Here is a 26,073-nt window from a genome sequence, read left to right as displayed (position 1 = left end):
AAGAAAACGTTGTCAACTCGGACTTTGCGAAGCGAGGTGAATGCGCGCACGGGCGTACCGCACCTTCTCTTGCGGCGTCATGGCGTTCTCGATTTCGGCGAGTTCCATGCGCTCCTCATCGTGCGACACCCATTCGAAGAGATGGGACGCCGGCATCTCGTCCAGCGTTTCCTTGTCGCTCCAGGAAGCCAGGCGCTGCGGTGCGCTCGCCAGGAGGAGCCGCAGGAACAGGGCGCGTTCGAGCCGCACCGCCGACCTTTCATCGGAGGTCAGGGTGTACTCGAGGAACCCCAACTCCCGTGTGCAGACCTCGATGCGACGCTGGTAGTCGAAGCGCTCGGGGCTCGCAGCCTTCGACAGGCGAATGCACTCGCACTGGATGCGCGCGAATGCCGTGGCTTGCAGAAGCCGAAGGATTTGTCGTGGTGCGGCGCCCATGATGGCGCGCATCACAACGCCATCCTCGGCCGGCTGGCGTAGGACGATCGATCAAGAGAAGGCGAGAGCGCTTCCCGGATGGCCCGGCGCCTGCGCCGCAAGATTCCGGCGGCGGATTGATGCCGTGATCAGCGGGCGTCGCACGCAATGAGCGCGGCACCCGGAAACGCGCGAAGCAGGGGTGCCACGGCAAGCCGATGGCCGATGACGGTGTGGGACGTGCCGGTGATGCAGTCCTCGAAGTGCCATGCGCTTTCCCCCGCAGGCATCAGGACTTCGGTGTCGGCCCAATCGGTGGAAAGCGGAGACAGCCGGGTGCCGTCCCTGTCGAGCGTGGCGAACAGGCGCATGACGAGGACCACGAGCACGCGGCCGTGATGGCGCCGCATGAACGCCAGCAGGTGTCGCTCGCGCGCGCCCCGTACTTCGAGCGCCTCGTAGCTGCCGTCGCGGAACAGTTCAGGGTCCTGCTGGCGCAGCGCCAGCAAGCGGCCAATGATCCAGAGCTTGGCGCGACCGTCCGGCGCCGCGGCGGCGAGCCCGGCCACCGTCGCCTCCAGATCCGGTGCGGCGGCGAGCGCCTGCAATTCCTGAAGCCGCCGCAGGCGCAGGTCGTAGTCGACCGCACGGCGGTTGTCGGGGTCCACGAGGCTGCGGTCGAGGAGTTCGCAACCCTGGTAGATATCCGGCACGCCAGGCGAGCAGTACTTGAGCAGCGTCAGGCTGATGCCATTGAGCGACCCGTAGTGATCCACGCGAGCCGCCGCGCGGCGCAGGTCCGGCAGGGCCGGCCCGTCTGGCGCGAGCACGCCGCGCACGAAATGCTCCAGCGCTTCCTCGTACGCGGCGTCGGGGCGAATCCAGCTCGTCCCCACCTTGCCTTCGCGCGCAGCCTTCAGCATGTAGTTCACGATTCGCGTCACGTAGGATTCGTGCGCCACCGGGCCTTCGTCGAAGGCCGCCATCGTGCCCAGCACGGTCTGGTAGAGCAGGTACTCGTGTGCCGCCGTCACCGCGCCCCGCAGCGGGGCATTGAGCGCGCGCCAGTGCCGCAGCGCCAGGCGCCAGAGCCCGGGACATTCCGACAGCACGTCGATGCGCAGCCGCACATCCTCCGAGCGCTTGTTGTCGTGCGTGGAGGTCGCCAGCATCGTGTTCGGCCATCGGCGCTGACGGTCCCCCGAGGCTTCATGGAATTCTGCGCGGGTCATGCCGATGCAGTCCGGCTCGCCGCCCACCTCGTTGAGCGAACTCAATGGGAAGTAGCGGTAGAAGGCCGTGTCCTCCACGCCCTTGGCAGCGACGGGCGCGCTGAACTGCTGGAAGCGCCGCGCGAAGGCCACGGTGTCCCGTGCCGTCTCCGGGGTGGCGTCACCCGGAGGGCGGCCGAGAAGCGCCGTGCGAACGAAGTCGAAGACCGTGGCATCGGGCAGGTTCAGCCGCTCGCGCGCCGCGTCGATCGCCTGATCGATGTAGTGGATGTCCTGCGGGCTCGCTTCCTCGGCGTTGTAGGTGCGGTACACGGTGAAGCAGGCAGCGACGGTCGCGATCAATTCCCGCAGCGTGTTGAGGGTGTAGTCGCGTGTGCGGCGGTTGCTCTTTGCGATACCCAGCAAGGCGATGGCGAGCACTTCGAGATCCGACGCCAGCGTTCCACTTGCGACTTCGCGTTTCGCGGCGTAGACCACTTCGTGGAAGCTCTGCGTCATGCCGGTGAAGCTGCGCCAGATCCGTGCGAGGCGGCGCGCCGATCGATGCTCGACGAGCACGGCATTGGCCACGTTGGCAAAGCGATAACCGGTGGTGCCGTGCACGGCCCACGAGACCGGCACGTCCTCGTGTGGCGCAGCGATCTTTTCGGCCACCACGTAGAGGGGCCGCTCGGGGCGCCCCTGCGCATCGACCGATCGCGGGAGCGTGCCCCGCCGCTCGCAGAAGCCATCCTGCAGGCGCTCGAAGTACTGCGCCGGATCCTGCAGGCCGTCGGGATGATCGATGCGAAGGCCATCCACCGAGCCGCGCGCGGCCAGCTCCAGCGCCAGGGCGTGCGTGGCTTCGAACACGTCCTTGCGCTCGGTGCGCAGCGCGGCGAGTTCATTGACGTCGAAGAAGCGGCGGTAGTTGATCTCGTCGGCGGCCGTGCGCCAGTAGGCGAGGCGATAGGCCTGCGCCTCCAGCAGATCGTGGAGCGCGTTGCGGTGCGCGGACGCGTTCAGCGCTTCGACGGCTTCTCCCAGGGCGTGCGCGACCGCGGGCCATCCGGCGGCCAGCGTGGCGAGTTGCGACTTGAGCCGCTCCCTTTCCCCGGTGCTTGCCGCCCATGCTTCGTCATCGCCGTGCTGCACGGAAGGCAGTTCGCGGAGTGCGGCGCCCATGTCGGCCAGCCCCCGCTTCGCTTCGTCGTCGCTCAGGGAGGCTGCTGCCCGGTCCAGAACGGCGGAACAGGTCTTGATCGACAACGGAAAACGGTGGTCGAAATAGCAGACGGCGAATTCCCCCGCATCGGCCATCCACCGCACTTGCAGTTCGCCCCGTTCCAGAACGTTGCCATAGTGGTCGCCGAGCACCGGCAGGAGTACCTTGCCCGAAAGCCCCGGCGTTGGCGACTGCCATTGGATGTCGAAGTGCATCGCGTGCCGGGAAGCCATGCCGTTTTCGAGCACGTCCATCCACCAGAGATTGTCCGTGCCGAGCACCCCCATGTGGTTGGGCACCAGGTCGATGAGCTGGCTCATGCCGTGCTGCTTCAGTGCGCGAGTGAAGCGCTCGAATGCTGGCATTCCGCCCAGCTCGGGATTGACTTCGTCATGCGAGACCACGTCGTAGCCATGCATGCTGCCCGGTCGCGCGCGGTGGATCGGGGAGCAGTACACGTGGCTGATGCCCAGCGTCGCGAGGTAGGGAACGATGCGTGCCGCGTCGTCGAAGCCGAAAGCGCTGTGGAACTGAAGCCGGTAGGTGGCGCGAGGGATGCGCGAAGGTCGGCCCCGACCCGTGCGGGCCTCCGCCTGCGCATCGACATGCGGCCGAACGCGGGCGAGTGCGGCGCACACCTGCTGCATCGTCTCGTTGCGCCACAGCGCTTCCACGGGCTGCGTGTACTTGCGCCGCCAGTTGGGATGCTGGTACGTGGTGCCCGGCAGGTTGGGTTGTTCGACCTCGCCGAGAGCATCTTCGAGCTGCACCATCATGACTTTCGACGGCGCGGCCGCCAGATAGCCGTGCACGGCCGCGATGGCCGGAGCGTCGAGGAACGACTGCGTCGGATCGAGCTTCAGGTGCGGGTCCTGCCGAGCCATCGCTTCGGCCAGCAGGCGGCGCTCGTGATGGCGCTCGTGAAGCTGCTGTTCGAAAGCCCCGGCGTCAGCCATCAGACCGAGGTCCCGGCGCGTGTACAGGTCACGTCCGCTCCACCACCCGGCCAACGTCGCCAGGTCGTGCGTGCTGACCGCCGCGACGGCCTCGCGCGGATAGTCGGCGGGAGCGCGAAACCCGCCGTCCGCGTTGCGCTCGAAATACAGCAGCCGGTACGACAGCACGCCGAAGCGGCGCAGCGTCTCGCGCATCGTCTCGGGGACGGTGCCGAGGTCTTCGCCGATCACCAGACAGCGGTGACGCTGGCTCTCCAGCGCGAGGATCGCGAACAGTTCGTCGAGCGGGTAGTGCACGTAGGCACCGTCGCGCGGCGTGCCTTCGGCGGGAATCCAGAAGAGGCGCATCAGCATCATCACGTGGTCGATGCGAATCGCGCCCGCGCCGCGCATGTTGGTCCGCAGCGACTCGATAAAGACCGCGTACTGCGACTCGCGCAGCCGGTCGGGGCGAAGCGGCGGCAGGCCCCAATCCTGGCCTTCGAGGTTGAAGGCGTCCGGTGGCGCGCCGACGCGGGCATTCAGGGCAAAGCTCATCCTGTGGCGCCACGCATCGGAACCCGCGCGATCGACCGACACCGCCAGGTCCAGGTAGAGGCCCAGGCCCATGCCCAGGGCGGCGCAGCGCGCGCCTGCCGTTTCGAGCTGACGCGCCGCCTGCCACTGGAGGTACTCGAAGTAGCCGATGCGCTCGACGTGCTCGTGCGCGAAATGCCGCACGGCCGCAGACGACGGATCGCGGAATTCCTCCGGCCAGGTGGGCCAACCCCAGACGTTCGGATCGGCCTCGTGGAAGTGCGCCTGCAGCGCTTCGAACAAGGCATGCTGGTGCAGCGCCTGATCGCCGTGCTCGCGAAACCGGGCGAACGCGCGGACCTCGGGGTCGGCTTCGTCCCGCTCGCGGAAGCGGCGATACAGCAGGTCGAGCACCTCGTGCTTGGCGGCCGCCACGCCCGCATGGTCCAGCAGCGGTTCGGACCGGAGCTTCGCAAGCCTCGTCTGGAAGGCGGTGGAGAGTACGCGCTCCTGCGCCTGCGCGCAGTCGTTGAAGTCCTTCACCGTCTCGACGTCGATGTAAAGGATGTTCAGTTGCGCACGCGACGAAGGGCTGTACGGACTCGCGTGCGCCGGGTTGTGTGGGAAGAGCGCGTGCAGCGGATTGAGGCCCACCACATCGGCGCCCTGACGGGCTGCATGCTCGACGAAGTCCGCCAGGTCGGTGAAATCGCCGATGCCCCAGTTGCGGGCCGAGCGAAGCCCGTGCAGCTGCAGCGTGAACCCCCAGGCCCGCGCATCGCCTTGGAGCGCGGCGGGTTGATGGCACTGGGCCGGCGCGCAGATGACGAGGGTTTCGCCGGGCAGGGTGACGATGCTGAGCCGGTGATAGCCCTCGGGCAGCGGCAGTGCGAGAGGAAGGTGGTAGAGCGCGTAGTCGTCCCCGTCGATTCGCGTGCGCTGTGCGGCGTGGAGCCGTCCGGTCTCGACGGCGCCTTCATGGAAGGCGCCGCTCTCGTCGACCAGGCGCCACTTGAAATGCTCGACCCGTGCAGGCAGGCGGACGTCGACGGAGAACGATTCCGAGTCCGTGGCCACCACCTGGACCGGCGGAAGGGGCCGTCGCCACGCGTTGCGTTCGGCAGCCGCTTCGGCCGCCGCGAAGTCCATGTCGCGTGGCACGAAGTCCGCATCGCAGAGCAGCGCAGCGAGCGCTCCGGGGGTGAGGGCGTGCCGGCGGCCGAACGCGTCGACATACTCGGTCGAGATACCGTAGCGCGCGCACAGCCGGCCAAGCGCGTCCGCCTCGCTGTCGGATGGCGTTGCGCTCTCATGCATCCTGCGCCTCTTCAAGGCAAGCGCACAGGCCGCCCGACGGCAGCGAGAGCGTGGTGCCCTCAGCTGCGCTCTCTCTTGCGCCCATCATGTGGATGACTCTCCCCGGAGGCCACGCCACCTCGGCCTCGGCCTTGCCGAGATTGGCCACCACATGCAGGAACGCGGGCGAAGCCGCATCGCCATCATGTGCTTCGCCGAGCTGCCAGACCATGCGAAGCGCATCGCCCTCGCACGACCACTGGTGGATGCGGGTGTCGGCTCCGAAGCGGGGCACCAGTTCGGCTTGCCGCAACTGGAGCAACGTTCGCACCTGCCGGAGCACCTCGGCATGGGCGGGCAGGACCCGCTCGGATTCGTCGAGCTTCGATGCGGCGAACGTCGCCTCGCTGTTCGGGTCCGGGATCTCCAGCTCCGCCGCGCCGCCCGCGAAGGCATCGAAGCCGCCGAACTCCTCGCGCCGACCGGCCGTCACGGCGGCGGCCAGTTCAGGTCCGAAATCGCAGAAGTACTGAAAGGGCGTCGAAGCGGCGTACTCCTCGCCCATGAACAGCATCGGCGTGTGCGGCGAGAGCAGCACGCATGCGCGTGCCGCCATCAGGAGCGCGGGGTCGGCCAGCGCGTCGATGCGATCCCCCGTAGCGCGATTGCCTATCTGGTCATGGGTCTGCAGGAAGGACACGAAGGCAGCCAACGGAAGGTGATCGCAAGGCTCCCCGCGCGGCGCCCCGCCGCGAAATCCGGACGGTTGGCCCGTATAGATGAAGCCCTGCGCCAGCGCGAGTCCGAACTGCTCCAGAGGCCGCTGCGCGTAGTCCGCGTAGTAGCCGTCGGCTTCCCCCGTCAGCAGCACGTGCGCGGCATGGTGCAGGTCGTCGTTCCATTGCGCCGTGCCGGCGAGTGGCGATTCTTCATCGTCGCGCTCCAGCCGGTGGGCTTCGTTGAGGTCGTTCTCCAGAACGACGTGCACCTGGCGGTGCCGGCCTGGTCCGTGACGCAGCGCGGCGCAGACTTCCTCGACGATCGACGGCGTGGAGGTGTCGCGAATGGCATGGATGGCGTCCATGCGCAGGCCGTCGAAGCGGTATTCCTCGACCCAGTACAGGGCGTTGTGCACGAAGAAGTCCCGCACGGTCCGCGAATGCGCGCCGTCGAAGTTGATCGCCGCGCCCCAGGGCGTCTGGTGCGCGGGGTTGAAGAATTGGGGGCAGTAGGCATGCAGGTAGTTGCCTTCGGGGCCGAAGTGGTTGTAGACGACGTCGATCAGAACCATCAGCCGCAGCCCGTGCGCAGCGTCGACGAAGGCCTTGAGGTCGGCCGGCGTGCCGTAGCTGGCATCGGGCGCGAAGGGGAGCACACCGTCGTAGCCCCAGTTGCGGCTGCCAGGGAAGTCGGCCAGCGGCATCAATTCGATCACCGTGATGCCCAGCGACGCGAGTCGGGGCAGCCGCTGGGCGGCCGCGGCCAGGGTGCCCTCGGGCGTGAAGGTGCCGAGATGCATTTCGTAGATCACGGCCTCCTTCCATGGGCGCCCGGTCCAAGGGTCGTCTGTCCATTCGTGGGCACGCGGGTCGATCACTTCGCTCGGGCCGTGGACGTCGTCCGGATTGAAGCGCGATGCCGGGTCCGGCACCCGGAGGCCGTCGGGCATCCGGTAGCGGTAGCGGTCGCCGGCGGTGGCTTCGCCGATCACGTGCTCATGCCAGCCCTCAGCGTCGCACCGCATGGTGAACGGTTTCCACCTCTCGCCGTGCAGCCATTCGAGAGTGACCGTCGGCACATCCGGCGCCCAGATGCGGAAGCGAACGCCGCCGCCTTCGAGCAACTCCGCGCCGAAGGGCATCGAATGGATGTGCTTCATGGTGTGACGAGACTGCGGCGCAGCAGCGCCAGCGAGCGGCCTTGCAGCAGATACGTCGCTTCGGTGAGCAGCAGCGACAGCGAGTTCTCCCGCGCCGTGTCGATCTGCCGGGTCCAGCGGTCGTCGGGGCGTGAGGGCAGGGTGAAGGGCAGCGGCTCGTGATAGGCATTGAGCAGCAGCAGGAAATCGTCGTCCTGCAGCGATTCGCCATGCGGCCCCACATCGATGATGCCGGTGCCCGAGAACATCATGCCCAGGCAGCGCACGTGCTCGCCCCAGTCCGGCGGCGTCATTTCGTTGCCATCGGGGCGCACCCACTCCACGTCCTTGGTCTCGCCGTCGCCCGCGGGTTGACCTCGAAAAAAACTGCGGCGCCTGAACGAGGGATGAAGCCGCCGCGTGCGGATCAGCAGGGTCACGAAATCCCGCAGCGAATCGGCTTCGGGCGAGGGCGTCCAGTCCAGCCACGTCAACTCGTTGTCCTGGCAGTAGACGTTGTTGTTGCCGCGTTGCGTGTGTCCCCGCTCGTCGCCCGCCAGCAGCATCGGCACGCCTTGCGACAGCAGCAGCGTCGCGAGGAAGTTGCGCTTCTGACGCTCGCGCAGCGCGTTGACCTCGGCGTCGTCCGTCGGTCCTTCGGCGCCGCAGTTCCACGAGAGGTTGTTGTCGTTGCCGTCGCGGTTGTCCTCGCCGTTCGCCTCGTTGTGCTTCTCGTTGAAGGAGACCAGGTCGTGCAAGGTGAACCCGTCGTGCGCGGTCACGAAGTTGATGCTGGCATGCGGCCCCTTGCCGGACCAGCCGTAGAGATCCTGCGACCCCGAGAGCCGGTGCGCGACATCGCCGGCGACGCCTGCGTCACCCTTCCACCAGCCGCGGATGCCGTCGCGGTAGCGGTCGTTCCACTCGGCCCAGCCGGGCGGAAAGTTGCCGACCTGGTAGCCGCCGTGGCCCAGATCCCAGGGCTCCGCGATGAGCTTGACGCGGTTGAGCGTCGGGTCCTGGCGGATCGCGTCGAAGAAGCCGCCGAGGTTCTCCACCTTGCCCGCTTCGCGCGCGAGCGCCGAGGCCAGGTCGAAGCGGAAGCCGTCGACGTGCATCTCTTCGGCCCAGTAGCGCAGCGAATCCATCACGAGCTGGAGCGCGCGAGGCTGTTCGAGGTTGACGGTGTTGCCGCAGCCGGTGAAGTCGTCGTAGTAGCGCGGCTGCGCGGCGTTGGCGATGTAGTAGGAGGCGTTGTCCACGCCGCGCATGGAGAGCGTCGGGCCGAGGTGGTTGCCTTCGCAGGTGTGGTTGTAGACCACGTCGAGGATGACTTCGATGCCGGCGGAGTGCAGGGTCTTGACCATGGTCTTGAACTCCTTCACCTTGCCCGAGGCGCTGTAGCGCACCTCCGGCGCGAAGTAGCCCAGCGTGTTGTAGCCCCAGTAGTTCTGCAGGCCCTTGTCGGCCAGGTGCCGGTCGTTCAGAAAGGCATGCACCGGCAACAACTCCAGCGTGGTCACGCCCAGGCGCTGCAGGTAGTCGATGACTGGCGCGCAGCCGAGCGCCGCGTAAGTGCCGCGCAGGTGTTCGGGGATGCCGGGGTGCCGCATCGTGAAGCCGCGCACGTGCATCTCGTAGATCACCATGTCCTGCCAGGGCACCTCGGGCCGCCGGTCCTCGCCCCAGGTGAAGGCGGTTTCGAGCACGCGGCCCTTGGGCATGAAGGCGGCGCTGTCGCGGCGGTCGAAGGAGAGATCCTGGCGCTTGCTGCCGACCGAATAGCCGTAGAGCGCATCGCTCCAGCGCAACTCGCCGATCAGGTCCTTGGCATAAGGGTCGAGCAGCAGCTTGTGTGGATTGAACCGGTGGCCTTCCTCGGGCTTGTAGCGCCCATGCATGCGGTAGCCGTAGGCCATGCCCGGCCGGGCTTCGGGCAGGTAGCAGTGCCATACGTCGTTGGTGCGCTCGCGCAGTGGGATGCGCTGGCGTTCGTGCCGGCCCTTGTCGTCGAACAGGCACAGTTCGGCCTTCTCGGCATGCTTCGAGAAGATCGCGAAGTTCACGCCTTGGCCGTCCCATGTCGCGCCGAGCGGGTACGGCCGCCCGGGCCAGACGGCCTCCAGGCGAGCGTGGTTGTTGTGCTTCGTCACGGATGCGGGCGGTCACGGTCGGTGCCGCGCGCCGGCCAGGCGCTCACGTGCGGGCGCGCGGCGGGTGGCTGCTCGCGCGCGGCCGGGTCGCGCGGACCGGTGCGTGGCGGCCGCTCCCGATCCCGCGGCCACCACTCCTCGATGCGCCGGGCGGCCCAGTCCTTGCCCGCAAGCCCGAAGGCCAGCGCCAGCGCAAAGACGATGCCCGCGAGGATGATGAGGAAGCTCTGCCGCACGATGTCGCCGCCGACCTTGATCTGGTCGAGCGCGATGAGCACCACGAAGAGCAGGATCGCGTACTGCGCCACCTTGCCGAGCAGCAAAGCGTCTTGCACGCCGGCGTTGCGCCCGTAGGTGATCACCGCATCGCCGACGAACTTGGCGAAGTAGGCGCCGAAGACCAGCACCATCAGCGCCACGAAGACATTCGGCACGAACCACATCACCCGCCCGAGCAGGTCCGTCACGTAGCTCAGGCCGAGGCCGTTGAACGCGATGACGAGCGAGATCAGGATCACCAGCCAGTAGGCCAGTGCGCCGAAGACGACGGTTGAATCCGACACCATGCCGCCCTGGCGCAGGAAATTGTCGATGCCCGAGCGCTCGGTGAGCACGTGGAAGTTGATGGCGCGCAGCCCGCGAATCACCGTGAAGCGCACCGCCTTGGCCAGCAGCCAGCCGACGAGCACGACCAGTGCGGCGAACAGCAGCCGCGGCAACAGCGCGCCGACCTGGATCAGGAATGCGCGCAAAGGCTCGAGATGGAACGAGAAGCTTTCCATGGACATTCTCCCGGGATGGCGTGTGCGTTGTTGCCGTCATCGGACCGCCGTGCGCTCGATCAGGGCGAGGATGCCCGTCAACGGAACGGGGGCCCAGTCGATGCGGTTGTTCAGTTCGTAGCGCAGTTCGTAGAACGCTTTCTCCAGTTCGAAGAGTTCCAGCAATTGCGTATCGGCCGCTCCTGCCGTCGGTGCGAGGGCCTGGCTGTAGCCGGCGAGGAAGGCGGCGCGCGTCTCGTGTTCCCAGGTCTGCGCGGCGGTGTCCAGGCGCACCAGTTCATCGGCGTTCTGCGCGGCGCGCCGCAAGGCGCTCCATCGCGCGTAGTTGAACGAGCGCAGCATGCCGGCGACATCGCGCAGGGGTGACTGCTTGGTGCGGCGCTCCTCGATCGGGCGGGCCGGTTCGCCTTCGAAATCGATGATCACGAAGTCGTTGCGCGTCAGCAGCACCTGGCCGAGGTGGTAGTCGCCGTGGAAGCGCGTGCGCCACGCGGTCTTGCCTTCGAGCGGCACGTCGTCGATGAACCGGTCGATCGCCGCGCTCATGCCGCGGAGCCGGTCGGCATCCTCGCGCGCGCTGGCGGGCAGGGCAGACAGGTCGGCCTCGCCGAGTTGGCGCAGCGTGGCGGCAGCCTCGGCGCGAACGGTCTCGCGGGCATGGCGCAGGTCGGCCCCGGTCATCGGCTCGGGGTCGAAGGCCGGGTTGCCGGTGCGCAGGCCGAGCGCGTTGTGCAGCTCGGCCGTGCGCGTGCCGAGGATGCGGATCACCGCCAGGAAGGCGCCGTGCGGGTCGGGGGGCAGATTGCCGTCGGTGTCGCGCAGCTCGCCCAGCACGCGCTCCAGGTAGGCCAGCGTGTATTCCCATCCGTCGCCCTGGTTCGGCACATAGGCCTGGAGCAGGGCGAGTGTCATGACGGTGCCGTCCGCGGCCGTGTATTCGAGCGCGCCTGCGATCGGCACGCCATGCACGAAGCCGGCGTCCTCGGTGAGGAAGCGGCCCATCTCCAGTTCCGGATTGACGCCCACGCGCAGTTGCCGATAGCCCTTGAGGAACAGCGTCTCGCCGAGCGTGACGACCGTGTTGCTGCTGACCGGACTCGGCGCGCTCACGGGCAGCTCGTCGACGACCTCGATCGGAAATTCCCTCCCGAGCGCCGTCGGCCGGAAGTGCAGTTGCCCGCCGGCCGTGGGCAGCCGCGTCTCGCGAACGATTGCGCGCACGAACGCGTGGCAGAAGGGCGCGTCGAAGAAGGCATCGGCCATCACGCCCACATGCGCCTGCTGCCGCACCTTGGCGATGGCGGCCGGCTGCAGCGCCTTCATGCGCTCCTCGTCGGTGTCTTCCCACGCGAGCGCCAGCGGCATGAAGTAGGTGGCTGGCTCGGGCGGCCCTTTCAGCGATAGCAGCGGCAGCATCCAGCTGTGGCCGTCGATTTCCCAGACCGCGTGGTCGCCCAGTTGCGCACGGCTGATCTGCGATCCCTTGGTCGCGTACCAGCGCTGGGCCTCGATGTGCGGCGGCAGCGTGTCGGTCTCGAACTGCTTGCTCAGCCGGTCGGCAAACCCCATGCGCCACGGCACGACGCGGTCCCGGAACATGCTGGTCCACCCGTCGAAGAGGACGAGCACCGGGCGATCCAGCAGGGCCACGCCTTCCTGGTGCCAGCTCGGCATCGGCGCCTCGTCGGTGAGCTTGAACCAATAGAAGCCGTGCGAGGTCAGCGTCAGCAGGTAGGGCAACTCGCCGATGGGCGGAAAGGAGGTGCGGCCCAGCATCTCGACCGGCACCCGGCCCTTGAAGGCCGACAGGTCCAGCTCGACCGGCTGCGCAGCCCGCGACAGGTTGAACACCGACAGGATCACGTCGCCGTCATGCTCGCTCAGGTAGGCGAGGATCTTGCGGTTGCCGGGCTTGAGGAAGGTGCGTCGCCCGCGGCCGAAGGCCCGGCTGGTCTTGCGCACCGCGAGCATGCGGCGCGTCCAGTGCAGCAGCGAGCTCTTGTCGCGCAACTGGGCTTCGACGTTGACGGCCTCGTAGCCGTACATGGCGTCCATGATGGGCTGCAGGTAAAGGCGCTGCGGATCGGCGCGCGAGAATCCCGCGTTGCGATCGGGACTCCATTGCATCGGCGTGCGCACGCCGTTGCGATCGCCGACGAACACGTTGTCGCCCATGCCGATCTCGTCGCCGTAGTAGATGATCGGCGAGCCCGGCATCGACAGCAGCATGCTGTTCATCAGCTTGATGCGGTCCTTGTCGTTGTCCATCAGCGGCGCAAGGCGGCGGCGAATGCCGAGATTGATGCGCGCCTGCATGTCCGCCGCGTAGGTGGTGTACATGTAGTCGCGCTCGCGGTTGGTCACCATCTCCAGCGTCAGCTCGTCGTGGTTGCGCAGGAAGATGGCCCACTGGCAGTTCTCGGGAATGTCGGGCGTCTGCTGCATGATCTCGACGATCGGGTCGCGGTCCTCCTGCGCGATCGCCATGTACATGCGCGGCATCAGCGGGAAGTGGTAGGCCATGTGGCATTCGTCGCCTTCGCCGAAATAGCCGCGCACGTCCTCGGGCCACATGTTGGCCTCGGCAAGCAGGAAGCGGTTCTTGTAGTTGGCGTCGATGGCGGCGCGCAACTTCTTGATGACCTCGTGCGTCTCCGGCAGGTTCTCGTTGGTCGTGCCGTCGCGCTCGATCAGGTAGGGAATCGCATCGAGCCGGAAGCCGTCGACGCCCATGTCGAGCCAGAAGCGCATGGTGCGGAACACGGCTTCGAGCACCTGCGGGTTGTCGAAGTTCAGGTCCGGCTGGTGGCTGAAGAACCGGTGCCAGTAATAGGCCTTGGCGACCGGGTCCCAGGTCCAGTTGGATTTTTCGGTGTCGGTGAAGATGATGCGCGTGCCCGTGTAGAGCGTGTCGGTGTCGCTCCACACGTAGAAGTTGCGCTCCGCCGAGCCGGGCGGCGCCGCGCGCGCGGCCTGGAACCACGGATGCTCGCTGGAGGTGTGGTTGATGACCAGCTCCGTGATCACGCGCAGATCGCGACGATGGGCCTGTTCGAGCATCTCGCGGAAGTCGTCGAGCGAGCCGTACTGCTTGTGAACGTCCTCGTACTCGGCAATGTCGTAGCCATCGTCGCGCAGCGGCGACGGATAGAAAGGCATCAGCCAGATGGTGTTGACGCCCAGGTCCTTGACGTAGTCGAGCTTGGTCGCCAGGCCCTTGAAGTCCCCCACGCCATCGTCGTTCGAATCGACAAAGGCCTTGACGTTGACCTGGTAGATCACCGCATCGCGGTACCACGTGGGGTCGTGCGAGGTGTCGATCTCTGTGGTTTCGAGCGCGAGTGCGGGCAGGGGAGCGTTCATCGGCACGGCCCTATGCGTAGTAGTCGAAGTCCCGCTCGTCGCGCACGCGCCGGCGCACGGCCATGACGTGCGCCGGCAGGCGATGTGGATCGAGTTCGATGTAGTGATGGCTGCCGCGCCACATGAAGCGCTGGTCGCTCAGCAGGTCATGCATCTGGAACGGTCGGTCCGATGGCACGCCGATCTCGGACGGGTCGAGATGCAGCCATCCGATCTGGGTGTGGTGCGGATCGAGATTGACCACCGTGACCACCGCCCGGTCGCCGTCAGGCGATACTTTCATGTAGGCAATGAGCTGGTCGTTGTCGATGTGCAGGAATTTCAGTGTGTGGTCGGATTGCAGCGCATCGTTGGCGCGGCGGATGTGGTTGATGCGTGCGATGAAGGGGCGCAGGCCCTGTTCGGCGCTCCAGTCCCAGTGGCGAAGCTGGTACTTCTCCGAGTCGAGGTATTCCTCGCTCGATGGCCCGCGCGGCTTGTACTCCATCAGATCGAAGGCGGGCCCGTACATGCCGTAGCTCGCCGAGAGCGTGGCGGCGAGCACCAGGCGCGCCTTGTAGACGGGTTCCTCGCCGGTCTGCAGCGCGGCGTGCAGGATGTCGGGCGTGTTGGGCCACACGTTCGGCCGGAAGTACTCCTTGCCAGGGCCTTGCGTGAGTTCGGTGAAGTACTCGGTCAGTTCTTCCTTGGTGTTGCGCCAGGTGAAGTAGGTGTAAGACTGCGAGTAGCCGAGCTTGGCCAGCCGGTGCATCACCTTGGGCCGCGTGAAAGCTTCCGCCAGGAAGATGATCTCCGGATGCGCCCGCTTCACTTCGGTGATCGCCCATTCCCAGAAGGCGAAGGACTTGGTATGCGGGTTGTCGACGCGGAAGACGGTGACGCCTTCGCCGATCCAGTGGTCCAGCACCGACTTGAGTTCGGCCCAAAGCCCTTGCCAGTCGGTGCTCTCGAAGTTGAAGGGATAGATGTCCTGGTACTTCTTGGGCGGGTTCTCCGCGTATTGCACGGTGTTGTCGGGGCGCCACCTGAACCACTGAGGATGCGCCTTCACATAGGGATGGTCCGGCGCGCACTGGAAGGCGATGTCCATGGCGATGTCGATGCCCAGTTGCCCGGCCGTGCGCACGAGGTGACGGAAGTCCTCTGGCGTGCCCAGCTCCGGCAGGATGTCCTTGTGCCCGCCCTCGGCCGCGCCGATGGCCCACGGGCTGCCCACATCGCCGGGCTCGGTGACGAGGGCGTTGTTGCGGCCCTTGCGTTGCAGGCGGCCGATCGGGTGGATCGGCGGGAAGTACAGCACGTCGAAGCCCATCGCGGCGATCAGCGGCAGCCGCTTCTCGACGTCGCGGAAGGTGCCGTGCTCGCCCGGCGTGTCGCCGGCCGAACGCGGGAACAGCTCGTACCAGGTGCTGAATCGCGCGCGCTCCCTGTCGGCCACCAGAGGCAGTTCCGCGGCGAAGTACGATTCGAGCCGCCGGTCGGGATGCCGCGCCGCCGTCTCGGCAAAGGCTTCGTCGAGCGCCAGTGCCTTCAGGGTGGTCGCATCCATTTTCGCATCGGCCGCGCCTTCTTCGAGCGCGCTTGCCCATCCTGACAGCGCATCCCGCTCTTCACCGCTGGCCCGCTCTGCGGCCGCCCTGATCTCCTGCGCGCCGGTGCGGGCGGCCAGGCGGATGTCGTCCGCATCGACGCGGCGAATCAGTTCGTGGCGCCACGACTCGAAGGTGTCGACCCAGGCGGAGACGGTGTAGACGTATCGGCCCGGCACGGGCGGCGTGAACTCGGCGTGCCACTCGTCGTTGTAGCGCAGCTTCATGGGCAGCTCGTGGCGGCGCTCGCTGCCGTCCTTCCACCAATGGAGCATCACTCGCGGAACATCGTGCCCGTCGGTGAAGACGTGGGCCGTGATGCGCACGGCTTCGCCCGCCACGCGCTTGACGGCGAAGCGCCCGCCGTCCACCACTGGTAGCACGGCATCCACAACAGCGCGGCTGCGGCCATCCGGCGCCGGTGCGGCGGCTTCGGGCGTGGCGGATTTAAAGAGCCGGCTAAGCATCGCCGGCCTTCAGGAAGAGCGTGGACAGCGGCGGCAGCGTGAGGCAGACCGAGTGGCGCTGTCCGTGCGAGCGCATCGGCGCGGCCTCGACGGCGCCCAGGTTGCCCCAGCCCGATCCGCCGAAGGTGGAGGCATCGCTGTTGAGCAGTTCGTGCCAGGTGCCACCGTGCGGCACGCCGACACAGTAGTTCTGCCGCGGCACCGGCGTCATGTTGCTGACGACCAGCAGGGCGTCCCCGGAGCGCGATTTCCGCAGGAAGGCCACCACGCTTTGCTCGTGGTCGTTGGGTTCGAGCCACTGAAAGCCGTCCGATGAGAAGTCGAGCTCGTGCAAGGCTGCTTCGGCGCGGTAGAGGCGATTGAGTTCGCCGACGAGGTGCTGCACCCCCCGGTTCTCGTGCGATTCGAGGGCGGCCCAATCGAGCTGGCCTTCGTGCGTCCACTCGCTGCGCTGTGCGAACTCGCCGCCCATGAAAAGCAGCTTCTTGCCGGGATGTGCCCACATGTAGGTCAGCAGCGAGCGCAGGTTGGCGAACTGCTGCCACGCATCGCCCGGCATCTTGTTGATCAGCGACCCTTTGCCGTAGACCACTTCGTCATGCGAAAGCGGCAGCACGAAGTTCTCGGTGAAGGCGTACACCATCGAGAAGGTCAGCCGGTGGTGGTGGTAGCGCCGGTTCACCGGGTCTTCGTGCATGTAGGCGAGGGTGTCGTGCATCCAGCCCATGTTCCATTTCATGCCGAAGCCGAGCCCGCCCATGTTCGTCGGACGCGAGACCTGGGGCCAGGCGGTCGATTCTTCGGCCACCGTGAAGGCGTCGGGATGCTCGCGGTAGACGGCGCGATTGAGTTCCTGCAGGAAGGCCACGGCCTCGAGGTTCTCCCGGCCGCCGTGGCGGTTGGGTATCCATTCGCCGCCCTGGCGCGCGTAGTCGAGATAGAGCATTGACGCCACCGCATCCACGCGCAGGCCGTCGATGTGGTAGCGGTCGAGCCAGAACAGGCCCGAGGAGATCAGGAAGCTGCGAACCTCGTCACGGCCGTAGTTGAAGATGGCTGAATTCCATTCGGGGTGATAGCCCTGGCGCGGATCGGAATGCTCGTAGAGCTCCGTGCCGTCGAAGGAGGCGAGCCCGTGGGCATCGGTCGGGAAATGCGAGGGCACCCAGTCGAGCAGCACGCCGATGCCCCGCTGGTGCAGATGGTCGACGAAGTACATGAAGTCCTGCGGCGTCCCGTAGCGCGCGGTCGGCGTGAAGTAGCCGGTCGTCTGGTAGCCCCATGAGCCATAGAACGGGTGCTCGGTGATCGGCATGAGTTCCACATGCGTGAAGCCCACGGAGACTGCGTAGTCCGCCAGCGCATGGGCCAGCGCGCGATAGTCCAGTGGCTGGCCGTTCTCGCGGCGCCATGAGCCGGGGTGCACTTCGTAGATGGAGATCGGCGCGTCGAGGCTGTTTCGCGCTGCCCGGGTCTGCATCCACGCGTCGTCGCCCCAGGTGTAGTCGAGCGCCCAGAGGCGCGAGGCGTTGGCCGGCGGGGTCTCGGAATAGAACGCGAGCGGATCGGCCTTTTCGAGCACCTGCCCGCCCTGCGTGACGATCCTGAACTTGTACGCCTGGCCATGGCGTGCGCCCCGGCAGCGGCCTTCCCACACTCCCGTCGAATCGAATCGCGGCGAGAGCGAATCCGTGTAGCCGTCCCAGCCGTTCCACTCGCCGATCACCGATACGGAGCGTGCATTGGGCGCCCAAACGGCAAATGAAGCGCCTTCGCCGCCGGGGTCCAACCGGCCGCCGAGGGTGTCGTAGAGGCGTGAATGCGTTCCCTCGCGAAAGAGATAGGCATCGGTGTCGTCGAACGGGGTGACTGAACTCACGGTGGCTGTCCTTGCGAGGCAAGCCGCCTTTTTAGGCCCGTGCCCCGCTCTTGCGCAAGGGCCAAGCGCCCGTACAGGTGTCGGACAGTTACTGACGCTGAGCCGGGTTCGTCAGGTTTCCGCGAGGGCGCGGCGGGCGAGCAGGAAGGTCGCGGCGTTCCAGCTTTGGCCGGCCATGCCCATCGGCGCCAGGGTGCGGCCGTGAAACCACTCCGTGAAACGCCAGTTGCCCAGTTCGTTGGCCTGCGCCAGCCTGGCGAGTTCGGTCCAGGCCCGCGCGTGCATCCCCACCTGCGCGAGCGCCATCACCCAGTAGCCGCCGACGAAGGGCCAGATGCCGCCGTTGTGGTACTGGTGGACGATGTTCTGCTGATGGCGCGCCATGTAGGGCCGCCACAGCAGGTGCTGTCGCGTCAGCGGATGCAGGATCACCCGCACGGGATAAGGCTCCGAGGCATTCGCGGCGGCGATGGTCCTGACGATGCGGCGCGCGGTGACGGAATCGGCCAGCCCGCTCTGGATCGCCAGCACGTTGCCGAACACATCACCCTCGTCGCCGACCACGGAGAGATTGACGAAGCTCAGGTACAGGCCGGGATCGCGCCGGCCGCGCCGCGCATAGTGCCGCAGCAGCCGGGCGCGGTGGTACTCGGGCAGGTCGCGCTGGAAGGGATTGAACAGGTGGTTGAAGTGGTGCTGCGTCGCCTCGGCGTGGTCCAGCGCGTAGCGGCGCTTCACGTCATACCAGAGCGCGTTGGTGTAGAGCACGTAGCCCGAGCGCGGCATGATGTCCGCCCAGTCGCTGGCCTCGTTCTGTTGCAGCAGGCGGAAGTGCTGGTGCTCCTGCGCCAGCAGCCAGCCGATCGCGCGGCCGACCTCGTCGCTCCAGTGCGAGGTGCCGACGCTGCCGTGGCGGCGCACGTGGTCCACCGCGATCAGCCACCAGAGGGTGGCGTCGATGCAGCCGAGGTACCAGAAATCGGCATCGTGGCCTTCCGGATCGACGTACTTGGGGATCTGCCCGTTGGCGGCCTGCTGTGCCGCGAGCGCGTCGAGGCTGGCCACAGCGCCTTGTTCGAGAGTGGGCACGCCGCTGCCGCACATCGCCATCACGCAGATCGCGGCATCGCGCCCGAAGATGCGCGTGTAGCGCCGCGCCACGGCTGCCTCGGTGCGGCTCGCGGCCAGGATGCCGTGCGGCGTGAGATTGTGTTTCAGGAGCTCGATCGAAGCCTGGGCGCAGGTGTCGATCAACGCGAGTTGGGCGGCGTCGAGGTTCGTCATGGACTCCAGTGTCGCGGCTAAAGCGCCGGGCAGCTTCCCGCCTTCGGCATGTGCAGCAGGGGGCGGCCTGCGAGATACTCGCAGTCTCCGCAGACTGGAGTTCCTATGCTTCCCGACACGCCTCTGCTTCTTGCCTTCATCGGCGCCAGCCTGGTGCTGGCGCTCACGCCCGGCCCCGCCGTCGTCTACATCGTGGCCCGTACGCTGTCTCAGGGACGCGCCTGCGGCCTGGCTTCCGTGCTGGGCGTGGCGCTCGGCAACCTCGCCAATGCCGTGGGCGCGGCGCTCGGACTGGCGGCCTTGTTCGCCGTGTCGTCCACCGCGTTCACGGTGGTCAAGTGGGCGGGTGCTGCCTACCTCGTGTATCTCGGGATCCGGATGTGGCGTGCCACGCCGGCCGTCGCGGCAGTGACGCCGAAGGCCCCGCCGGTGCAGCCGCTGCGCCGCGTCTTCCGTGACGGCTTCGTGGTGGCGATGCTCAATCCGAAGACAAGCCTCTTCTTCGCATCCTTCCTGCCGCAGTTCATGGACGCGCATGCCAGCCCGCTGGTGCAGACACTGGCCCTCGGCGGCGTCTTCATCGCCATCGCCGCCTGCACGGACCTGATCTACGTGCTGACCGCGAGCCTCATCGGCCCGCGCCTCGGTGGAGCGCAGCGGCACGCCGTGTGGGGCAACCGGCTCGCAGGCACGTCCTTCATTGGTCTGGGCGTGCTCACGGCAATGGGCTCGCGGCCGCCACGTTGAGTGACTGCAAGGTTTGTCAGCGGCCTGTCGCGACAAACTCCACGTCCGCAATCCAGTTGCGCTTTCTTCGAGCCAGTCGCAGCTCGATGCTCTCGCCGTCGAACGAGACCGGAACAGGACGGAGCAGCGATGGCGCCACGCTGTTGAATGCATTCACGTTCACCACGGCGTAGACGTGCTCATCGACCGTGCTAGTCACGAGCGGGACGACGCCGCATCGGGCACAGACGTGAAATTGCGCGGTGCGCGTGCCGAAGAAATAGCGGGACAGGAGGGACTCGTCCTCGACCTTGACGCTCAACGTGCCGGCCGGGTTGGACGTCCAGACGCCGTGATGCTTGGTGCAGAACGAGCAGTCGCACGCGCGTGCCGGGATCTCGGAGGGGTCCGGCTCCCAGGTGAGTTCGAAGGAAATGTTGCCGCAGTGGCAACCGCCTTGGACCAGCATGGACATCTCCTGTTGTTTTCACCACAGCCCGCCATCGTCAGGCGCCTTGCGTCCCGGGAAATCCTACACGGGTAACAAAACGTGTGCTCAAATCGCGGCCCAGTTGCGATCAACGAGGAGCCATCGATGCGTAGAGTCGTGAGTGCTGCTTGCGCTGCCGCGATCGTTTGCGGCTGTGCCACACCGCCTTCGACCGAACCCGGCAAAGGCGAGGGGGCGGCCTACCTTCCGATGATCGACATGGAAGGCGTGGCACCGACCACCTATGCGCTGGATCTCGATGCCTGCCGCGTTGCAGCCCAGAAAATCCGGATCGTGCGCACCGGGCCCGGCAACACCGATGTCCTGGACGCCGTCGCAGTGGGCGTGGCGATCGTCCTTCCGATGGGGGTCGTGGCGGCTGCGGCGATCGGCGGCCTCGCCGCAGCGATGTCCGACGGTTCGATTGGCGAGCCCGCCGACCCCAGGATGCAGCAGACCGCACTGGTCAACTGCATGGCTCGAAGGGGCTACAAGAATCTCGATCCGAACGTGACGGTGACCTATCTGGCTCCGCCCAAGGCCGACCCGCTGTCGCTGCCCCGCAAGACAGGCCAGGACACCTACGTCGCCGAGAACTTCGCGAAGGCGAGCAACTGCAGCGCCACGCCCAGGGCCGTGCTGGAGGACAAGGGGCCGGGATTCGAGCACTACAGCGTGGCGTGCGCCGATGGGCGTTCCATGGCCCTGCGCTGCGAGTTCGGCAACTGCGCCCAGCAGGTCGTCGCTTCGGGCAACTGAGCCGTCAGTAGGGCGGCGCCTTGCGCGCCCTTTGCTCCCGCGCCGCCTCGGTCCACCATGCCAGGTCGTCAGCGAAGCGCCCGAAGGACCGGTCCAGCGCTTCGCCGGCGCTGCCGGTGGGCTTACCGGTGGCGTCCAGCGTCTGGGAGATTGGGCCGACCGCGAGCGTGCTCGACACGACCACCATCCCCATCTCGGAGAGGATCGAATGCCAGATCGTGCCCGAGCGAACGCCGGAGAAGCGACCCGCCGAATAGCTGGCCACGGCAGCGGGACGCCAGAACCACTCTTCGAGGAAATGGTCGGTCAGGTTCTTCAGGCCGGGTTGCGGCCCCCAGTTGTACTCGCCCGTCACGAACACGAAGGCACCCGCGCCGCGGATCTTTTGCGCCAGGGTTTCCATGGCGGCCGGCGCCGTGCCCTGCGGGTACTCCTTGTACATGCGGTCGAGCATGGGCAGGTCCACATCCTTGGCATCGATCAGCTCCGCTTCGGCGCCGCGGGCCCGGAGGCCGGCGACCAAGTAGTCGGCGAGGCGTACGCCCATGCGGTCAGAGCGGTAGGAGCCATAGAAAACCAGGATCTTGTCGGCCATCGTTGTCGTGCCCTTTCGGACGCCGATGATCGCCGCATTCGGCCATCTGCGCGAGCTCTCTCTCTCAGCGCCTCAGCGCCTGGGTGAACTGGATCATCGATTCGAAGCCCGCCGCAAAGCGCGGTTCGAGGAAGGCGCCAAGGTGCGGCATCAGCAGCTGCAGCATCCAGATCCCCGCCAGCAGCGTCAGCGGAAAGCCCACCGCGAAGATGCTGAACTGCGGCGAGGCCCGGTTCAGGATGCCCATCGCGAGGTTGAGCGTGAGCAGCGCCGTGACCAGCGGCAGCGACAGCATCAGTCCGCTGGTAAATATTTGCGACGCGCCGGCCACGAGGAACATCCATCCTTGCCCGGACAGCGGCGCGTCGGCGATGGGAAGCGTCTGGAAGCTCTCGGCCAGCGTGGCGATCAGCAGCAGATGGCCGTCGACGGCCACGAAGATCAGCATCGCCAGCATGTTCAGCAGGCGCGCGACCACCATCGTGGCGCCGCCGTTCATGGGGTCGAAGAAGGACGCGAACGACAGGCCCATCTGCAGGCCGATGTATTCGCCGGCGGCGAGCACCGCGGTGAACACCATGCGCATGGTGAAGCCCAGGGCCGCGCCGATGAGCACCTGCTGCACGATGATCCAGACGCCACCGGCCGAGACCACCGGCACGTCCGGCATCGGCCCCAGCGTGGGCCCCAGCACCAGCGCGAGCATGGCCGCAATCGCTACCTTGATGCGCCGCGGCACCCACGATTCGCTGAAGATCGGCGCGGTGCTCACCAGGGCCAGCATGCGAACGAAGGGCCACAGGAACATCACCATCCACGCGGTGAGCTGCCCCGAGGTGACGGAGAAAACCTGAGGCATCAGCCCACGAGCTGGGGGATGCTCATGAAGAGCGCGCGGATGTAGTCCAGCATCTGCCCGAGCATCCAGGGGCCGGCGACGACGAGCGTGACGAACACGGCCAGCAGCTTGGGGATGAACGACAGCGTGGCTTCGTTGATCTGCGTCGCGGCCTGGAAGATGCTGATGATCAGGCCGACCACGAGGGCCACCAGCAGCAACGGCGCTGCGAGCACCAGCGACACCTGGATCGCCTGGTTGCCCATCGACATGATGGTTTCGGGTGTCATGGGGCTTCCCCTAGGCCTAGGTATAGAAGCTCTGAGCCAGAGCACCGATGAGAAGTTGCCACCCGTCGGCCAGCACGAAGAGCATCAGCTTGAAGGGCAGCGCGATGCCGGCGGGCGGCACCATCATCATCCCCATCGACATCAGCACGCTCGCGACCACCAGGTCGATGATCAGGAACGGAATGAAGACGGTGAAGCCGATCTGGAAGGCCGTCTTCAGTTCGCTGATCACGAAGGAGGGCAGCAGGATGCGCAGCGGCACGTCTTCCGGGCCTTGCATGTCGGGCACCTTCGCGAGTTTGGCGAACAAGGCCAGGTCGTTCTCGCGGGTCTGCCGCAGCATGAAGGTCTTGAAGGGCTCGATGCCGCGTTCGAGTGCGCGGTCGGTGCTGATCTTGTTCTCGGAGAAGGGCTTGTAGGCTTCGTTGTAGACCTTGTCGAACACCGGCGACATGACGAAGAAGGTCAGGAAGAGCGACAGGCCCACCAGGATCTGATTGGGTGGCGAGGACTGCGTGCCGATGGCGGTGCGCAGCAGGCCCAGCACGATCAGGATGCGGGTGAAGCTCGTCATGCACAGCAGCAGCGCCGGCAGGAAGGACATCGAGGTCAGCAGCACCAGCGTCTGCACGCTGAGCGACCAGGTCTGGCTGCCGCCAGGGCCGGGGGTGTTGATCAGGCCGGGCAGGCCCTGGGTCCATGCCGCCATCGGCAGCGTGGCCGCGAGCAGCACCATGCCGCCCTGAAGGCTTCGACAAAAAGCGCTGCGCATCATCGGGCCGGGCTTGACTTGCCGGTGAGCGATTCGCGCAGCTTCTGCGCGAACAGGTCGATGGGCTTGAACGCCTGAACATCCGCGGTGACGGACGCGCCGCCGGGCACAGCCTGCGCCGGCAGCGTGTGCAAGGTGTTGATCTGGGTGGGGGTGACGCCCAGCACGAGCCACGTGGCGCCGACTTCAACCACCACGACGCGCTCGCGCTGGCCGACGCTGGAACTCGACACCACCTTGACGACGTGACCGCCACCGAAGCGCTGCAGCCCGAAGCGGCGTGCCAGCCAGGCACAAAGGAAGATCAGGCCGAGGACCACCACCATGCCGAGCCCGGCCTGCAACAGTCCCGACGCGCCGACCACCGGCGCGGCTGCCTCGGCAGCAGGCGAAGGCACCGTCGGCAACACAGCATGCACCGGCAGCACCGCAAACGCCATCGCCGCCGCCAGCAGCCGGGCGCCAAAGCCCAGAAATCCCGCGGAACCGGCTCCGCCGGGCCGCAGGGATTGCCCCCTGCAAGGGGGTGTCCGAGCCACACGAAGTGGGCGAGGCTGGGGGTGCTTCATCTACTTTTGAGCTTCTGCATCCGCTCGGAGGGCGTGACGATGTCGGTCAGGCGAATGCCGTACTTGTCGTTGACCACCACCACTTCGCCCTGCGCGATCAGGTAGCCGTTGATCAGCACATCCAGCGGCTGGCCGGCCAGTCCGTCGAGCTCCACCACCGAGCCTTGCGAGAGCTGCAGCAGGTTCTTGATGGTGATGCGCGTGCGGCCGATCTCGGCCGTGAGCTGCACCGGCACGTCCATCACCCGCGCGATGTCGACGGGCGATACGTTGGCGGCGCTGGATGCCGTCTCCTGGATCTGCTGGAAGACCTGGGCCGTCGCCGGTGCCGGCTCGGGCGCCGGCGCGGGCGCGGGCGAGGCGGCGGTCTGTTCGGCCAGGGCGCTGGCCCAGTCGTCCGCGTCGCTGGCGGAAGAAGTGTTGTCAGTCATGGTCGTTCTTCGAATCGCTGTCTTGGTGAGTGATCATGTTTTGCACGCGCAGGGCGTAGCGGTCGTTCGACGTGCCGAAGCCGCACTCCATCACCGGCACGCCGTCGACCTTGGCAACGACCGTGGACGGCAGTTCGATGGGCAGCACGTCGCCGACCTGGAGTTGGAGGACCTCGCCGATGGTCGAGGACATCGTGACGAAGTCCGCGGTGAGCTCGACGTCCGCGGCCTGCATCTGCCGCGACATTTGCTTGACCCAGCGCTTGTCGACCTCGACTTCGTCCTGGATCGGGTTGGACAGCAGGTCGCGGATCGGCTCGATCATCGAGTACGGAATGCACACGTGCAGGAAGCCGCCGATGGGGCCGAACTCGATCTGCAGGGTGGTGTTGATCACCACCTCGTTGGGCGCGACGATGTTGGCCAGCTTGCCGTGCATTTCGGCGCGCACGTAGTCGAAATCCAACGGGTACACCGGCTGCCACGCATCGCCATAGCACTGGAGCGAAATGTCCAGCAGGCGCTTGATGATGCGCTGCTCGGTGCGTGTGAAATCGCGGCCTTCGACGCGCACGTGATAGCGGCCGTCGCTGCCGAAGAGGTTGTCCACCACGAGGAACACCAGCTTCGGATCGAACACGAAAAGGGCGGTGCCGCGCAGCGGCTTCATGTGCATCATGTTGATGTTCGCCGGCACGGGAAGGTGCCGCACGAACTCGCCGTACTGCTGGATCTGCACCGGTCCCACCGAGATATCGGGGCTGCGGCGCATGAAGTTCAGTAGCGCGCCGCGCAGGCCGCGCGCAAAGCGGTCGTTGATGACCTCCAGCGTGTGCATGCGGCTGCGCACCACGCGGTCGGGCGCGCCGAGGTCGTAGGCGGGAAGGCCGTCGGAGGGCGCCGCAGGCGTCGAGGTTTGATCGACACTGCCGCCGGTAACGCCCTGCAGCAGCGCATCCACCTCGTCCTGCGAGAGGACCTGTTCATAGGCCATGGGTTGCTTGCCTCGACGCGGTCACTGCACCACGAAGGTGTTGAAGGAGACACTGGCGATGCCCTGCGGAGGCAGGTTGTCGGCCAGGGGGCGGTTCAGTTCGGTGCGGATCTCCTCGGCCAGCTTGCTCTTGTCCTCGGTGGACATCAGTGACTCGGGCAGGCGGTTCGACAGCAACAGCAACGCCCGGCTGCGCAGCTCGGGCATGAATTCGACGATCTGCGCCTTGGCGGGCTCGTCGCGCACTTTCAGCGACATGCCGATGTGCAGGAACTTGCCGCGGCCCTCGCTCTGGAGGTTGACGGTCAGCGGCTCCAGCGTGACGAAGATCGGCTTCTCCGGCGCCGCCGGCTTGGCGATCTCCGTGGCGGCCGTGGCCTTGGGACCGATGACGAAGAAGTAGCCCACCGCGACTGAAGCGATGAGACTGATGCCGACCATCAGCCCGATGAGCAGCTTCGATGAGCGGGGGGCGGGAGCGTTGGCGCCGTTGGCGACGTTGGCGACGTTGGCGACGGGAGGTGAGGAAGCCATGGTGTAGCTGGTTTTCTTGTTCGGTCTATTCTTTGCGACCTGCCCGGCCAACGAACGGCTGATCAAGCGGGGAAAAGCG

General features: G+C 66.8%; 20 protein-coding genes. 2 read left to right on the top strand and 18 right to left on the bottom strand.

All coding sequences use genetic code 11. The features are described from left to right. Positions 1 to 12: 12 nt before the first annotated feature. The 9 genes from QTI04_RS25745 to QTI04_RS25705 all read right to left on the bottom strand — a co-directional run bounded on the left by QTI04_RS25745 (position 13) and on the right by QTI04_RS25705 (position 18,996). Positions 13 to 450 (bottom strand): hypothetical protein, encoded by a 438-nt coding sequence (locus QTI04_RS25745; RefSeq protein WP_286618021.1) that lies wholly within the window; start codon positions 448 to 450, stop codon positions 13 to 15. A gap of 116 nt (positions 451 to 566) precedes the next feature. Beyond that, positions 567 to 5,642 (bottom strand): malto-oligosyltrehalose synthase, encoded by a 5,076-nt coding sequence (gene treY / locus QTI04_RS25740; RefSeq protein ID WP_286618020.1) that lies wholly within the window; start codon positions 5,640 to 5,642, stop codon positions 567 to 569. After that, positions 5,635 to 7,500: a malto-oligosyltrehalose trehalohydrolase gene (treZ, locus tag QTI04_RS25735; protein WP_286618019.1), complete on the bottom strand. Its 1,866-nt coding sequence runs from the start codon at positions 7,498 to 7,500 to the stop codon at positions 5,635 to 5,637. Before treZ ends, treY begins: the two co-directional genes overlap by 8 nt. Then, on the bottom strand, positions 7,497 to 9,632 hold the full coding sequence (glgX, locus tag QTI04_RS25730; protein WP_286604354.1) for a glycogen debranching protein GlgX: 2,136 nt from the start codon (positions 9,630 to 9,632) through the stop codon (positions 7,497 to 7,499). The genes treZ and glgX overlap by 4 nt, the downstream gene beginning before the upstream one ends. Further along, positions 9,629 to 10,414: a hypothetical protein gene (locus QTI04_RS25725; RefSeq protein ID WP_286604356.1), complete on the bottom strand. Its 786-nt coding sequence runs from the start codon at positions 10,412 to 10,414 to the stop codon at positions 9,629 to 9,631. The genes glgX and QTI04_RS25725 overlap by 4 nt, the downstream gene beginning before the upstream one ends. A 36-nt stretch (positions 10,415 to 10,450) precedes the next feature. Next, positions 10,451 to 13,777, bottom strand: a complete 3,327-nt coding sequence (treS, locus tag QTI04_RS25720) for a maltose alpha-D-glucosyltransferase (RefSeq protein ID WP_286604357.1) — start codon at positions 13,775 to 13,777, stop codon at positions 10,451 to 10,453. Between the two features lie 10 nt (positions 13,778 to 13,787). Next, positions 13,788 to 15,833: an alpha-1,4-glucan--maltose-1-phosphate maltosyltransferase gene (locus QTI04_RS25715; protein WP_286618018.1), complete on the bottom strand. Its 2,046-nt coding sequence runs from the start codon at positions 15,831 to 15,833 to the stop codon at positions 13,788 to 13,790. Continuing rightward, the gene (glgB, locus tag QTI04_RS25710) at positions 15,826 to 17,712 is read right to left on the bottom strand and encodes a 1,4-alpha-glucan branching protein GlgB (RefSeq protein WP_286618017.1); all 1,887 of its coding nucleotides are present in this window, start codon (positions 17,710 to 17,712) and stop codon (positions 15,826 to 15,828) included. The genes QTI04_RS25715 and glgB overlap by 8 nt, the downstream gene beginning before the upstream one ends. A 111-nt stretch (positions 17,713 to 17,823) precedes the next feature. Further along, entirely contained in the window at positions 17,824 to 18,996 is a 1,173-nt protein-coding gene (locus QTI04_RS25705; RefSeq protein ID WP_286618016.1) for a glycoside hydrolase 100 family protein, read from the bottom strand. Positions 18,997 to 19,101: 105 nt separating this feature from the next. Between QTI04_RS25705 and QTI04_RS25700 the strand changes: the two genes are divergently transcribed. Beyond that, entirely contained in the window at positions 19,102 to 19,743 is a 642-nt protein-coding gene (locus QTI04_RS25700) for a LysE family translocator (RefSeq protein ID WP_286604362.1), read from the top strand. 16 nt (positions 19,744 to 19,759) lie between these two features. Here the strand turns inward: QTI04_RS25700 and QTI04_RS25695 are convergent, their stop codons facing one another. Beyond that, on the bottom strand, positions 19,760 to 20,191 hold the full coding sequence (locus QTI04_RS25695) for a GFA family protein (protein ID WP_286618015.1): 432 nt from the start codon (positions 20,189 to 20,191) through the stop codon (positions 19,760 to 19,762). Between the two features lie 126 nt (positions 20,192 to 20,317). Here QTI04_RS25695 and QTI04_RS25690 point away from each other — a divergent pair, with 126 nt between their 5' ends. After that, positions 20,318 to 20,971, top strand: a complete 654-nt coding sequence (locus QTI04_RS25690) for a hypothetical protein (RefSeq protein WP_286618014.1) — start codon at positions 20,318 to 20,320, stop codon at positions 20,969 to 20,971. A gap of 4 nt (positions 20,972 to 20,975) precedes the next feature. Here QTI04_RS25690 and QTI04_RS25685 read toward each other — a convergent pair whose 3' ends face one another. The 8 genes from QTI04_RS25685 to QTI04_RS25650 all read right to left on the bottom strand — a co-directional run bounded on the left by QTI04_RS25685 (position 20,976) and on the right by QTI04_RS25650 (position 25,994). Then, complete coding sequence (locus QTI04_RS25685) at positions 20,976 to 21,566, bottom strand: NADPH-dependent FMN reductase (protein ID WP_286618013.1); 591 nt, start codon at positions 21,564 to 21,566, stop codon at positions 20,976 to 20,978. Positions 21,567 to 21,630: 64 nt separating this feature from the next. Beyond that, on the bottom strand, positions 21,631 to 22,425 hold the full coding sequence (gene fliR / locus QTI04_RS25680) for a flagellar biosynthetic protein FliR (protein ID WP_286618012.1): 795 nt from the start codon (positions 22,423 to 22,425) through the stop codon (positions 21,631 to 21,633). Further along, positions 22,425 to 22,694, bottom strand: coding sequence for a flagellar biosynthesis protein FliQ (gene fliQ / locus QTI04_RS25675; RefSeq protein WP_286618011.1), 270 nt, complete (start codon positions 22,692 to 22,694; stop codon positions 22,425 to 22,427). The genes fliR and fliQ overlap by 1 nt, the downstream gene beginning before the upstream one ends. Positions 22,695 to 22,710: 16 nt before the next feature. After that, the gene (gene fliP / locus QTI04_RS25670) at positions 22,711 to 23,403 is read right to left on the bottom strand and encodes a flagellar type III secretion system pore protein FliP (RefSeq protein WP_336621904.1); all 693 of its coding nucleotides are present in this window, start codon (positions 23,401 to 23,403) and stop codon (positions 22,711 to 22,713) included. Between the two features lie 62 nt (positions 23,404 to 23,465). Beyond that, the gene (fliO, locus tag QTI04_RS25665; protein ID WP_286618009.1) at positions 23,466 to 23,906 is read right to left on the bottom strand and encodes a flagellar biosynthetic protein FliO; all 441 of its coding nucleotides are present in this window, start codon (positions 23,904 to 23,906) and stop codon (positions 23,466 to 23,468) included. 125 nt (positions 23,907 to 24,031) lie between these two features. Continuing rightward, entirely contained in the window at positions 24,032 to 24,466 is a 435-nt protein-coding gene (gene fliN, locus QTI04_RS25660) for a flagellar motor switch protein FliN (RefSeq protein ID WP_286618008.1), read from the bottom strand. Further along, on the bottom strand, positions 24,459 to 25,460 hold the full coding sequence (gene fliM, locus QTI04_RS25655) for a flagellar motor switch protein FliM (protein WP_286604370.1): 1,002 nt from the start codon (positions 25,458 to 25,460) through the stop codon (positions 24,459 to 24,461). The genes fliN and fliM overlap by 8 nt, the downstream gene beginning before the upstream one ends. A gap of 21 nt (positions 25,461 to 25,481) precedes the next feature. Further along, on the bottom strand, positions 25,482 to 25,994 hold the full coding sequence (locus QTI04_RS25650; RefSeq protein ID WP_286618007.1) for a flagellar basal body-associated FliL family protein: 513 nt from the start codon (positions 25,992 to 25,994) through the stop codon (positions 25,482 to 25,484). Positions 25,995 to 26,073 lie beyond the last annotated feature (79 nt).

Source organism: Variovorax sp. J22R115 (assembly GCF_030317005.1).
Taxonomy (GTDB): Bacteria; Pseudomonadota; Gammaproteobacteria; order Burkholderiales; family Burkholderiaceae_C; genus Variovorax.
Note: the sequence above shows the minus strand (reverse complement) of the source record. Positions and strands in the feature narration are given on the sequence as shown.